The sequence below is a fragment of the Streptomyces sp. NPDC059832 genome (genome assembly GCF_042731715.1).
Classification (GTDB): domain Bacteria; phylum Actinomycetota; class Actinomycetes; order Streptomycetales; family Streptomycetaceae; genus Streptomyces.
In genome coordinates this window covers 111,737-124,082 of sequence record NZ_JBHWIY010000004.1, presented here as the reverse complement: position 1 = coordinate 124,082, position 12,346 = coordinate 111,737, and the positions used below count along the sequence as shown (strand labels likewise).

Annotated in this window: 10 protein-coding genes; 6 read left to right on the top strand and 4 right to left on the bottom strand. The window is 74.5% G+C overall.

The features are described from left to right. Positions 1 to 135: 135 nt before the first annotated feature. The 3 genes from ACFV8T_RS08385 to ACFV8T_RS08375 all read left to right on the top strand — a co-directional run bounded on the left by ACFV8T_RS08385 (position 136) and on the right by ACFV8T_RS08375 (position 2,442). Complete coding sequence (locus tag ACFV8T_RS08385) at positions 136 to 1,224, top strand: LLM class flavin-dependent oxidoreductase (RefSeq protein WP_385325723.1); 1,089 nt, start codon at positions 136 to 138, stop codon at positions 1,222 to 1,224. 5 nt (positions 1,225 to 1,229) lie between these two features. Beyond that, on the top strand, positions 1,230 to 1,901 hold the full coding sequence (locus tag ACFV8T_RS08380) for an FMN reductase (RefSeq protein ID WP_385325721.1): 672 nt from the start codon (positions 1,230 to 1,232) through the stop codon (positions 1,899 to 1,901). 118 nt (positions 1,902 to 2,019) lie between these two features. Further along, positions 2,020 to 2,442 (top strand): universal stress protein, encoded by a 423-nt coding sequence (locus ACFV8T_RS08375; RefSeq protein ID WP_072487767.1) that lies wholly within the window; start codon positions 2,020 to 2,022, stop codon positions 2,440 to 2,442. A gap of 73 nt (positions 2,443 to 2,515) precedes the next feature. On the opposite strand, the gene ACFV8T_RS08370 is transcribed toward ACFV8T_RS08375, so the two are convergent. From ACFV8T_RS08370 to ACFV8T_RS08360, 3 genes are all read right to left on the bottom strand, one after another. Continuing rightward, positions 2,516 to 4,201 carry a hypothetical protein gene (locus tag ACFV8T_RS08370; RefSeq protein ID WP_385325719.1) on the bottom strand — a complete coding sequence of 562 codons (1,686 nt, stop codon included), beginning with the start codon at positions 4,199 to 4,201 and terminating at the stop codon, positions 2,516 to 2,518. Further along, on the bottom strand, positions 4,176 to 4,964 hold the full coding sequence (locus ACFV8T_RS08365) for a hypothetical protein (RefSeq protein WP_385325718.1): 789 nt from the start codon (positions 4,962 to 4,964) through the stop codon (positions 4,176 to 4,178). Before ACFV8T_RS08365 ends, ACFV8T_RS08370 begins: the two co-directional genes overlap by 26 nt. A 104-nt stretch (positions 4,965 to 5,068) precedes the next feature. Then, positions 5,069 to 5,803 carry a hypothetical protein gene (locus ACFV8T_RS08360; RefSeq protein ID WP_385325717.1) on the bottom strand — a complete coding sequence of 245 codons (735 nt, stop codon included), beginning with the start codon at positions 5,801 to 5,803 and terminating at the stop codon, positions 5,069 to 5,071. Positions 5,804 to 6,215: 412 nt separating this feature from the next. Here ACFV8T_RS08360 and ACFV8T_RS08355 point away from each other — a divergent pair, with 412 nt between their 5' ends. Continuing rightward, positions 6,216 to 6,920, top strand: a complete 705-nt coding sequence (locus ACFV8T_RS08355) for a 4Fe-4S single cluster domain-containing protein (protein WP_385325716.1) — start codon at positions 6,216 to 6,218, stop codon at positions 6,918 to 6,920. On the opposite strand, the gene ACFV8T_RS08350 is transcribed toward ACFV8T_RS08355, so the two are convergent. Further along, positions 6,895 to 8,142, bottom strand: coding sequence for a macro domain-containing protein (locus ACFV8T_RS08350; RefSeq protein ID WP_385325715.1), 1,248 nt, complete (start codon positions 8,140 to 8,142; stop codon positions 6,895 to 6,897). The two genes, ACFV8T_RS08355 and ACFV8T_RS08350, sit on opposite strands and share 26 nt — an antisense overlap. A gap of 119 nt (positions 8,143 to 8,261) precedes the next feature. Here ACFV8T_RS08350 and ACFV8T_RS08345 point away from each other — a divergent pair, with 119 nt between their 5' ends. Together ACFV8T_RS08345 and ACFV8T_RS08340 are read left to right on the top strand one after the other, a co-directional pair. Then, positions 8,262 to 10,622 (top strand): protein kinase, encoded by a 2,361-nt coding sequence (locus ACFV8T_RS08345; protein WP_385325713.1) that lies wholly within the window; start codon positions 8,262 to 8,264, stop codon positions 10,620 to 10,622. After that, positions 10,619 to 12,292, top strand: a complete 1,674-nt coding sequence (locus tag ACFV8T_RS08340; RefSeq protein ID WP_385325712.1) for a hypothetical protein — start codon at positions 10,619 to 10,621, stop codon at positions 12,290 to 12,292. Before ACFV8T_RS08345 ends, ACFV8T_RS08340 begins: the two co-directional genes overlap by 4 nt. The last annotated feature ends 54 nt before the right edge of the window (positions 12,293 to 12,346 follow it).

Sequence of the window (12,346 nt, the reverse complement as noted above, 5' to 3'; positions counted from 1 at the left end):
GCGGTCCGTGGCCGGTCCGCGCATCCCGTCCAGGGTACGCAGCGGCCCGAGGACCCCCGTGGAATAGGTCAGAGGGGTGCTCCGTTGTAGGGTGTGTTCACATAGTTCAATGTTCAATCAAACCGGAGGCGGACCATGGAGTTCGGGATCTTCACCGTCGGGGACGTCACCACCGACCCCACGACCGGCAGGACGCCGAGCGAGCACGAGCGGATCAAGGCCACCCTCACCATCGCGCAGAAGGCCGAAGAGGTCGGCCTGGACGTCTTCGCGACCGGCGAGCACCACAACCCGCCGTTCGTCCCGTCCTCGCCGACGACCACGCTCGGCTACATCGCCGCCCGCACCGAGAACCTGATCCTGTCCACCTCCACGACGCTGATCACCACCAACGACCCGGTGAAGATCGCCGAGGACTACGCGACGCTCCAGCACCTCGCGGACGGCCGCGTCGACCTGATGATGGGGCGCGGCAACACCGGCCCGGTCTACCCCTGGTTCGGCAAGGACATCCGTCAGGGCATCCCGCTCGCCATCGAGAACTACGCCCTGCTGCACAAGCTGTGGCGCGAGGACGTCGTCGACTGGGAGGGCAAGTTCCGTACGCCGCTGCAGTCCTTCACCGCGACCCCGCGCCCGCTGGACGGCGTCCCGCCGTTCGTCTGGCACGGCTCGATCCGCTCGCCGGAGATCGCCGAGCAGGCCGCGTACTACGGCGACGGCTTCTTCCACAACAACATCTTCTGGCCCATCGAGCACACCAAGAAGATGGTGGACCTGTACCGGCGGCGGTACGCGCACTACGGGCACGGCACCGCCGAGCAGGCCATCGTCGGCCTCGGCGGCCAGGTGTTCATGCGGAAGAACTCGCAGGACGCGGTACGGGAGTTCCGCCCGTACTTCGACAACGCGCCGGTCTACGGACACGGGCCCTCGATGGAGGACTTCACCCGGCAGACCCCGCTGACCGTCGGCTCGCCGCAGGAGGTCATCGAGCGGACCCTGTCCTTCCGGGACGCCGTCGGTGACTACCAGCGCCAGCTGTTCCTGATGGACCACGCGGGACTGCCGCTGAAGACGGTCCTGGAGCAGCTCGACATCCTCGGCGAGGAGGTCGTCCCGGTACTGCGCAAGGAGTTCGCCGCCCTGCGTCCGGCCGGGGTCCCGGACTCCGCGCCCGTCCACCCGGCCGTCGCCGCCCGCACCGCCACGAAGGAGGTCTGACCACCGTGTCCACCACGTCCGGCGTATTCGCCACCGAGCCCCTGCGCATCGTCGCCGTGTCGGCCGGGCTGAGCAGCCCGTCCTCGACCCGGCTGCTGGCCGAACGGCTGGCCGGTGCCGCCCGTGAGCGGCTGCTGGCCGAGCAGGACCGCGCGGTCGAGGTCCAGGTGATCGAACTGCGTGACCTGGCCGTCGACATCGCCAACCACCTGGTCACCGGCTTCCCGCCGGCCGCCCTGGACGGGGCGATCAAGGAGGTGGCGGAGGCGGACGGGCTGATCGCCGTCTCGCCCGTGTTCACCGCCTCGTACAGCGGACTGTTCAAGTCGTTCTTCGACCTGATCGACAACACGGCGCTGACCGGCAAGCCCGTCGTCATCGCGGCGACCGGCGGCACCGCCCGCCACTCGCTGGTCCTGGAACACGCGATGCGCCCGCTCTTCGCCTATCTGCGGGCCACCGTCGTACCGACCTCCGTGTACGCGGCGTCGGAGGACTGGGGCTCGTCCGGCGACGAGTACACCGACGGCCTGCCCTCCCGCATCCGCCGGGCGGGCGGCGAGCTCGCGGCCATGATCACGGGCGGCCGGGCGGCCTCCGGGGCGCCGAGGACGCTCGGGCTCGACGACGAGGTGGTGCCGTTCGAGCGGCAGCTCGCCGACCTCCGCCTGGACTGAAGGACCCGCCGACCGAAACCTTGTACCGGTTTGATTAGATTGGACCGAAAGATGCGTCGTACGAGTTCGCCTCGTACGACGCGTCCGCGCACTGAGCCGAACCGAGCTGGAGGCAGTGATGGGCAGGATCGTGGTGGGCGTTGACGGTTCCGAGTCGTCGGTCAAGGCGTTGCACTGGGCCGTACGTCAGGCGGAGCTGACCGGTGACACGGTGGAGGCCGTCAACAGCTGGGAGTACCCCGCGACGAGCTGGGCGTCGATGATGCCCGGCATGCCGGAGGACTTCGACCCGCAGGCCCTGGCGACCGTGGCCCTCACCGAGACGCTGGAGGAGGCCCTGGGCGCCGAGGGCGCGGCGGCGGTCAGCAAGATCGTGGTGATCGGCAACCCGGCCCAGTCCCTGCTGGACCGCGCCGAGGGAGCCAGCCTGCTCGTCGTGGGAGCGCGCGGCTACAGCGGCCTCAAGGCGACCCTGCTCGGCTCGGTCAGCCTCCATGTCACCCAGCACGCACCGTGCCCGGTGACGGTCGTACGCGGCTGACGACGGACGGGGCGGGTCCGCACGATCAGGTGCGGACCCGCCCTTTTTCGTACCGGTCCGAGAGGCCGGGCCCTCACGCGCCCCGGCCGTCCGGGGGCCCGGAACGGCGCGGCAGCAACGGCCAGGTGGCGGAGAGCTTCATCGCCGCCTCGGTCACCGCGGGATCGCTCGACCGCTCCATCGCCCCCTCCAGAAAGGCGTGGGCCGCCGCCTCGTACAGGTCGTCCGTGGCCCGGACCCGGGCTTCCACCGCCTCCCGGCGCTGGGCCGAACGGTCCTGCGCCGACCGGTCGAGCGAGCCGGCGCGATCGGCGGCGGCGCGGGCCTCCTCCCGCTGCCTGACCCTGTCGGCCCGGCGCTCCAGGGCCGCGCGGTACGCGTCCAGGTAGGGGTGTTCCCTGAGCAGCCCCAGCAGGAAGCCGATGCCCCCGGACAGGAAGAGCAGGGCCACGAACATCCAGGTGATGGTGTGCGGGGCCAGATGGAGGCTGTCCACCAGTGTCGGCCGTGCGGCGAGGTCCTCCGCACCGCTGAAGTCACCGAGGTCCGACGGGACATCGATGGGGTCGGGGTGCTTGAGCACCAGCCTGGCCCGCAGGTCGCCCAGGGCCCAACCGGAGAACCCCCAGACCCCCAGCAGGGCCAGCGCCGGGAGGGCGGCGGCCTTGACGGATCCGGTCGCCGCGCGGCTGCGCAGGGTCCGCCCCGCCAGGTGCGGCAGGAGCACCATCAGTACGGCGGTGGAGATCGCCAGCGTGCCGGACAGGAAGTCGCTGCCCGTGCTGCCCGTTCCGTGGAAGGGCTGGAAGGCGATCCAGTAGATCGGTATCTCGACCGCCGCGATGGCGAGCAGCATGGCCCAGGTCAGCCACGCGGGCATGCCCGGACGTGCGGGCATGCCCTCCCAGCCCGGGTCGGACGGCGGAGCCAGGTCGCCGAGGAACTCCGCCTCCCGCTCCTCCCTCGGGGCGGGGCCACGGCCGGTGGCCGGCCGGCCGGCGTCCGCGTCCCCGGCGGGATCGAGCGACTGCCAGTCGTCGTCGGCCGAACCCTCGTCGGGCACCGGCGCGGGCCCGCGCCGCCCGGCGGGGGCCCCGTCGTCGCCGCCGGGCGGCGTCCCGTCCGGGCGGGACGCCGCAGCGCTGTCCCCGGTGGCCTCCGCGTCGGGGAACCGGGCCTGGATCCAACGGAGTTCGACCCGCTCCCGGACACCGTCCCGGAACCGTTCCCACCGCACCGCGCGGGCCGCGAGCCGGTTCAGCTGGCGCCAGGACGACCGGACCTGTTCGTCGGCCTCCCGCAACAGCTCGTCCTGCAGCCGGCTCTCCACCTCGGCCGCTTCCACGTCCGACCTGGCGCGCGCGTCCCGCAGGAGCGCCGCCTCCTCCATGTCCGCCGCCTGTTCCCGCAGCTGCGCCTGCAACATGTCGCGCACGGAGGCGAGTTCGGCGAAGTAGGGCACCCGGCCGCCGCTGTCGAGCACCCAGGGGTCGAGTGCGCCCGACCGGGCGGCCCGGCCGCGCACGACGGGCCGCCGCCGGCCCGTGACCGCCCCGGCCCCACGCTTGCGGGCGTCTCTGATCAGGCGCCGCTGCTGCCGGTCCGTCAGGACCAGGGGGTGGCGCCTGGGCCCCGCCTCCGGCTCCGCGACCCGGCGGTCCGCGCCCTGGCTTCCGGCCCCGGCGCGCAGCGGCCCCGGAATCCGGAGCCGCCGCCGGCGCGGCTCCCCGGGGTCACTTCCGGTAGTCGTCGTGGACATGCGCCTTCGCCCTCCCGCTCAGGATCTCGGACCAGAACGCGTCGAACGGCCGGTACTCGCTCGGCCTGGCGTCGTGGCGCATGCCGTAACCGACGGGATAGACGTCCATCCCGGTGATTCCCGGTACGCCCCGGTCGCCGAGCAGGGTGTCGACGGCCCGCTCCCGGCTCTCCTCCGTCGCGATCTCGCCCACCCTGAGCGTGAACTCCTTGTCGGCCTGCTCGAAGTCGCTCACCACCAGCAGGCTCGGCGTCCCCTTGCCGGACGGCATGGCGTCACCGATCCGCGCCAGGCCCCCGAGCACATCCGAACCCCCTTGCGTGCGGGCGCACTTCAGCATGGTGAGCGCGCCCTTGAGCGCCAGGACCCGCGCCGACCTGCGCATGCTGTCGCGGTCGGAGGTCTCGTCCCCCGGCGGATCGAGGTCGATGTCCCCGACCCGGCAGGAGGAGGTCTGCGAGGACCGCGTGACCGGGGCGAACGCCAGGGTGCCGCAGTGCCGTTCGGTCAGGAAGGGGACCAGCGTGGACTTGAGTTTCGCCTCGGCGTCGAAGCCCCGGCTGCCGGCCGCTCCGGAACCCGAACCGTCGACGACCAGCCCGCACGGCGTGCGGAGTTCCTCGCCCCCGGAGGACGAGGAGCAGCCGGCGACGGCCGCGATCGACGCGGCGAGCACCAGGGCCGAGGCGGCGCGCCGGAAGCGGCCGGATCGGTGTGGTGGCCCGGCGACGGGCGGACGGCCGGGCGGATGGGGCACGTTCATCGCTTTCTCCGTGTTCGTGCGATGGTTCACGGTTTCCTGGAATTCGCCGGTGGTGACCGGTCGCCCCGCGGCGCGCGCCGGTGGCACGACCGGTGTCGGGCGGGTCATCCGCGCCCCCGTCCCGGGCCCGCCGCCGCCCCGTGCGGGGCGGCGGGATCCGCGCCCCGCACGGGCTGTGCGTCGAGGATGGCCAGCGCACGGGTCACCGGGTGATCGGTCCGACCCCGGGCCGGGGCGGCCCACAGCCCACCGTCCACCCGCAGCCAGTCGTCGGTGTGCTGCCAGGACTCGTCGAGAGCGATGTGGCCGGGCAGCAGGTGCGGGTGGTCCAGCGGGAACGGCCGCTCCCCCACATGTGGCTGACACTCCGTCAGAACCGCTGTCCAGTACCGCGCGAGCCGCTGGTTCGCCTCGTGGGTCAGGACGGCGGCCCGGCCCCGGCACACGCCCGCCGAGGCCCGCCACACACCGATGAGTTCGCCGTACCGGGCGAGGGCGGCCGGCGCGGGAGCCTGCCGCACGTCGTACTGGGTGACCACCCGCACGGACTCGGCGTGGATCCGCGCGCACAGCTCGCGTTCGTCGTGCAGCAGCCGCGAGCGCAGCTGGTCGGCCCCGCGCGAGGCACTCGCCCGTATCCCCTGCACATGGGGGGTCAGCAGTTCCGGGTACGGATCGGCGGCGCCCCGCGGCAGGGCGTCCGGGTGCGGCAGCGAAGCGAGCCGGGCCCGCAGACCGGGCGCGTCCCTCCGGCCCTGATACCTGTCGTGGAATGCGATGATCCGGCCGACCCAGGCATACCGGGCCGGACTTCTGAAACGGTTCGTGTCGATTCTCATGGCGGAATCCCCTTCCCCCGTGCAGTCGCCATCCGGCAACCGCCTTTTCTCCGTTCGAGCGCGCTCCGGCGGCTTCTCTCGCACGGCGTGGTCCGGTCCGTCGTCCCCCGCCGCGCCCGCCCCTGGCGGTTCACCGGAAGAACCCCGAAGCTGAATCGGGGAACGGAGCGTAGCCGACCGGGTAAGGGAAATTCCCGGCCTTTCGACCGCGCATTCGGCTCCGCGGGCATTTCCCGGAACACATCCGGAATCGGCCCGGAAAGCGACCGGAGCGCACCCGGAAACGCCCGGAAATCCACCGGAAGAAATGTGCCGCGCGCCGCCCGTTCGCTCGATACTCGTTCTCGACGAAGTCTCCGGCGCCCGCTCGGTGTTGCCGGAGCGGACGGCCCGGCGGGAAGGGGGAGGACGGATGCGGGTCAGGGTCGGCGGGACGCACTTCCCGGTGGAGACGCTGGGGCCGGGCCGGCGGCTGGGCATCTGGCTGCAGGGCTGTCCGCTGGCGTGCCCCGGTTGCATGTCGCGGCACACCTGGGAGCCGGAGAGCGGTGAATCCATGGACGTGGGGGAGCTGTTGGAGCTGTGGCGGGCCGCGCTCGCCCACGGCGCCGCGGGCCTGACGGTGAGCGGCGGCGAGCCGCTCGCCCAGCCCGCGGCCCTGGCGGAACTGCTCCGGGGCGCCGCCCTGCTGCGTGCCGCGGGGACCCGCCCCGGCGCGACCGACGACGGCCTCCCCGCCGATCTGCTGGTCTACACCGGCTACGAGGAACCCGAGTTGGACGGCGCCCGGCGGGCCGCCCTGGCACCGGCGGACGCCGTGGTGACCGGGCGCTTCCGGATCGCCGAACCGACCGGGCTCGTGTGGCGCGGCTCCGCGAACCAGCGGCTGACGCCGCGGAGCGGCCTCGGCCGGGTCCGGTACGCGCCGCATCTGGACCGGGAGGCGGACGGGCCGACGGTACAGGTCGTCGTGGAGCCGGCGCGGGCGTCCGACGGGCCGTCCGGGCCCCCCTCGGTACGACTCTTCGGGGTGCCGCGGCGAGGCGAACTCACCTATTTCGAAAGGCAGTTGAGAGAGCGTGGGTTACGACTCAAGGGGCGGAGCTGGCGGCCGTGAGGAGTTGCGCCAGTTCGGGGCGCTGGGCCACCAGGTGCACCGTCCAGGACGGATCGCGGCTCAACTCCTCGTGGACGGCCCAGCACAGCCAGCGCGCCGCCTTCTCCGGCGGCAGTCCGTGCCCCGCGCCGAGCAGGGGAAAGCAGAGGGAGGAGAGCGGCGGGTCGTACCTGTCGCGTTCCGCGCGGGCCAGCCGGAAGCTGGCCGAGACCGCCTCCGCGAGGACGTGCGGATCGACTCGATAGCCGTGCCCGTCGCTCGTGGGGGAAGCGACGGCCGCGTGGTGGATGCGGCGCACGCCGCGCTCGGCGAGGGCTCCCGGCGAGGTCGGGACGACGGTGCCGGGGCGCACCGGGAGCCCGGACCGGCCGTGGGCCCGCATCCACTCGACCAGTTCACGGGCGAGGACGTCGTCGACCGTCTCGCCCGCCTCGTCGCGGATCGCGGCGGCCCTGCGCAGCGAGCCGGACACGGTGGAGCGGAACGTCTTGGACATCTCCAGATAGATGTTCTCCGAGGACACCAGGATGTCGATGTCCCGCAGCAGTTCGATGGACGCGACGTGCACGGTGACCCGGTGCACGGCGGCGGCCGACAGCGGTGGTCCGGTCAGCCGGGTCGGCGGGTCGGGCACCGGCTCCGGTGTCCGCGTCACCGGACCGCCGCCGCCGTCCGGGCCGGACGGGCCTGGCGGGCCGGGCAGACCGGGCAGGCCGGACGGAGGCGGTCCGGTGATGGCCGCCCGCGCCACCGCCAGTACCGCGAGCGCCAGTTCCGCGATCACCTCCTGCTCCTGGCTCTTGCGGAAGCGTTCGGACGTGACGCCGTAGACGGCTGCCGCGGCCTTGCGGCGTTCCTGGCCCGAAACGCCCCGCCAGTCCGGCAGCAGCCCGAAGGTGTGGGCCGCCGCCCTGGCGAGCGGGTCGCCCCGGGTGCCGTCGGCGGACAGGGTGCGTCCGCCGAGATGCCGCACTCCGGCCTTCAGCAGCGTCTCCACTCCGGCGGCCTCGTCGTCGAAACCCCCGCACAGGCCCGCGGCGACGGCCACTCTGATCAGCGCCTCGGGCCGCAGGGTGCGCAGGCCGGCCAGACCGGGCCGGCGCAGGGCACGCAGCTCCGCGGCCAGCCGCTCGGCGCCGGGCAGCGGCGGGGGCACCCGGCCTCCGGGCGCGGGCCCGGGGGGTTCTGGAGCGGACGAGGAGGGCTGGGTCTCCTGGCTCATGGCCGACACGATATGCCCGCCCGTCCGCCCGCGGGAGGGCCTCTGGACAACCTTGTCCGGCCGGGCGGTACGGCCACCGTCCCCGCCCTGCCCGGCCCCGTCACCGGAAGGCATGTCGCATGACTGTTCCGCCGCCCACGGAAGCGGAAGTCGACGAGGCCGGAACCGGCTACCGCGATCCGCGCGACGCGGAGACCCGCAAGGGCCTGGACCGGGTGCCGGCCGCACTGGGCGGACGCTTCGACCTCACCCAGGTACTGAGCAGCGCCCACCGGCCGTCCCAGGCCGTGGTGCTGCGGGTCAAGGACCGGGAGGCCCGGCACGCGTCCGCCGACGTCCCCCTCGTACTGAAGTGGTACCACCACCGGTTCGGCCCCGACCCCGGCGTCCGCCGCGTCCTGGCCGAAGGGCCGGGCGGGCCGGTCGCCGGGCTGCTGGAGAGCGGCACCGCCGACGGCCACCCCTACGACCTGACCCTCTCGTACGGCGAGACCGACCTCGCCCGCTACCACGCCGACCACCCCGGGCCGCTGCCGCCCGCCCTGGTCCGGGCCGTCGTGGAGCAGCTCCACGCGGCGCTGGTCGCGGTGCACGCGCGGGACATCGTGCACCGCGACGTCACGCCCGACAACATCATGGTGCGGATCCAGAACGAGGACCGGCCCGAACTGGTGCTGATCGACTTCGGCGCGGCGGTGCACGAGCCGCAGCACGACCGGCCGCGCCGGCGCGGCTGGGTGGGCAAACCTCTCTACCTCGCACCGGAGGCGGCCCCGCACCGGCAGGCCGTGACCCCCGCCGTCGACTGGTGGTCCTTCGGCATGGTCGTCGCCGAACTGGCCGGCGGCAGCCACCCGATCGACTTCCGCGGCGACGAGGAGGTGCTGACCGAGGTCGCCACCCACGACCCCGAACTGCCCCTGGTGACCGATCCCCGGTTGCTGATGCTCTGTCAGGGACTGCTCACCCGGGCACCGGAGCACCGCTGGGGCGGCGATCAGGTGGCGGCCTGGCTGCGGGGTGAATCCCCACCGACGGCGCCCCGAACGTCCGGCGCGGCACCGCACGACCTCCCGCCCCGGCGCACGCTGCGCCCCTTCCCCTTCATGGGCCGGGAGGTCACCGGCGCCGAGGAACTGGCCCGCCTCCTGGACGTCAACCGCCTCGCCACCGGACGGCTGCTGGGCCGCCGGAACCGGCGGGCCGAACTGGTCGAGTGGCTGGGCCAGTTCATCGACTCCCCCGGCCGCAGCTCCGAGGAGAACGAACGGCTCGTCGCCCTGCGCGCGGAACTCGCCGAACCGCCGGACGCCCGGACCACCGCACGGCTGATCAACTGGCTGGGCCCGCGACTGGAGGTCTCCTACCACGGGGCCCCCCTCGACACCCTGGGCATCCGGCAGCTGACCGAGGCGGTCACGGACGGCGACGCCGAGGCCCGCGCGGTACTGACCGATCTGCTGCGGCACGAACTGCTGCCCCTGCTCGCCGAACGTCCGGGCGGCGCCGGACTCGACGAGGTGCACCGGCGGTGGTCCGCGCACCGGGCCGCCTGGCGACCGCTGACCGACGAGATCCTGTCGCGCGGCGGACCCCGCGACCGCGGCGCCGCACGCGCCCGGCTGCGCAGCACCGATGCCGTCGACGCGATGCTGCTGCGCCTCGCCCACGAACCGGGGCGGGTCACGGCGGAACTGGCACGGGGGGCCGCCGCGGTGCGGGCCGCCCTGGCCGTGCCCGTCGACTGGTACACCCGGCTCGTCGCCGATCCGGACGACACCCTGCGGCTGATCGCCGCCCGGCTGCTGGCCGGTGTCGCCACCGACGAGGCCGCGGCGCGCCACGGGGAGCTGGCCGAGGCGGAGGCCGCCCGGCTGCTGGCCGCCGACCAGGACGCCACCCTTGTCTGGCTGCGTCGGCTGGAACGCCCGGCGATGCTGGGCTGGGCGCTGCTCGGGGCCACTACGGCCACCGTGCCGTGGGGGTTCGTGATCGGCCTCGCCGATGTCCTCGGACGGGCCTCCCAGCAGGCGGTCGTACTCGCCTGGGCGCAGGCCCTGCCCGCCGCCGCCGCGGTGTTCGCCCTGGAGCTCTCCGCCGCGGCGTTCATCGGCCCGCCCCACTACCACCCCCGGCGGTCGCTCGCCGGGCGGCTGATCGCCACCTCGGAGCGCCCCGCCCGGTTCGCCCGGTCCCGCGGCCTGCGCACCCTGCTGCCGTCGGCCGCGCTGCTGGCCGCGGCGGTGGCCCTGGGGATCTACGCCGTCACCGTCGCGCCCTGGGCCTGGCCGATCGGCACCGTCGTGGCACTCACCGTCTGGACCGTGCACCGCACGGTCTCCTGGCGCCGGGAGCTGAGCCGGCTGCGCGCCGGGCGGGCCGCGGACCGCACCGGCCGGCCGCGGGGCGTCGTGCCCGCGGGCCCGGCACGCACGTACCGGCCACCCCGTCCGCTGCCGCCGCCCGGAGGAGACCGATGAGCACCGGAGTCGCCCTGCCCTCGATCAGCGAGGTGTTCCCCGCGGTGGACTACGCACCGGCAGGCCAGTCGGTCGGCGACCTCGTCCCGCACGCCCAGGCCTTCGCGCACCCAGGTGTCGCCCATGTGCCAGGGGCCGCGGACGCGGTCCACCAGGCCGCCGGGCACCTGACCGACGCGGCGGCCCACGGTCTGCATGAGCTGCTCGCCCCGGCGGCCGTCGCCCTGGGAGCGCTCAGCGGGGCGCTGCTGGCCGGACGGGCCGCCCTCGTCACCACCCAGGTGCTCGCGGCGGCGGCCGTACGGGCCGCCGAGGAACAGGCGTGTCTCGAACGCCGGCAGGAGGCCTCCGCCGCCGCGGCCCAACAATGGGAGGTCGCCGCCTTCGCCGCCGCGCGGGCGAACGCACGGCGGGCGGCACTGCTCGCACGGGTACGGCGGGCAGCGCGGGCGGCCCCGCCCGGCACTCCCCCGCCGCCCCCCGGCCTCCCCGGCCCCCTCAGCCCGGTGGGCATGCCCCTGGCCCGGCTGCGCGAGCGACTGGCCGTCCTGGACGAGCGGATGCGTCACGCGGAGGCCGCGCACGCCGACTGGGTGCAACGGGCGAGCCGGAACGCCTTCGCCGGACCGGAGGACGACGACTGGCAGCGTGAACTGCGGGCCCGGCGCGCCTCGGTGCTGCACGAGCACCGGTCGCGGCCGGACGCCGCACGGGACGCGGACCCCTCCGTCGCGCGCCGGGAGGACGAGGCCCTGCCGCAGCCGCCCGCCGCCGAGGAACTGCGGCACGAGGACGCCGTGCGGATCGGGGCCGAACTGCTCGCCCGGCTCGACGTGGCCGCCACCGCCGAGGACGCCGCACCGGCCGCCGCCGCGGTGCGGCACGCGCTCGCCGCCGCCGCGACCCGCCCGCTCAAGGCCCGCACCCATCTGCGCGAGGCACGCCGCTTCGTCGCCGACACCAACCGTGCCGTCCGGGCCCGCCGGGCCGCCGAGGAACGGGCCGCCGCACAGCTCCACTTCCTGGAGACCACGGCCCCGCAGGGCACGGACCCGCTTCCGCCGGCCCCGGCCGAGACCGCGCTGCTGCGCCGGGTGCTCGACGAGGGCCGCCCGCTGGAACCCCACGAGCAGCAGCAGGTGGACGACCGGGTGTCGGAGCGGCTGGCGGAGCTGGAACGCCGGTACGTCGAGCGGATGCTGCGGCTCGCGATCTCCGGCACGGACCGCTCCGAGGGGCGGGCGGCCGACTCCTCGCACCCGCGCGACCGGCTCGTCCGCTTCGACTGGACACCGCCCGGCTGGGGCGAGGAGCACTGGCTGCGGATCGTCCTGGACGGGGAGCACGCGCGGGTGGCCACCATGCGCCGCGAAGGGCCCGGTGCGCGCGACAGCGCCGCGCTCGCCCGGGACGCCGAACGGTGCCACCGGGCCGGCGACCACCTGGACCGGCTGCGGGAGATCGCCCGTCAACTCGGCGTCGCCCTGGACTTCGTCTTCGAGGAGAGCGGCACCGTACCCGGGACACGGGGCGAGGAGGACGTCCTCCTGCTCGACGAGGACACCGTGGGCGCGCGGCCGGATACGTCCGGGAACACGCACGACGGACAAGGGCGCCGGGGCGAGGACCGGCGGCCCAGGTACCGCACGGCTCCGGCCGGCGACCGCTGACCCCACCGGCCGTCCGGCCGACGCCCCGCCGTCGCGGAAGACGTGAACACGATC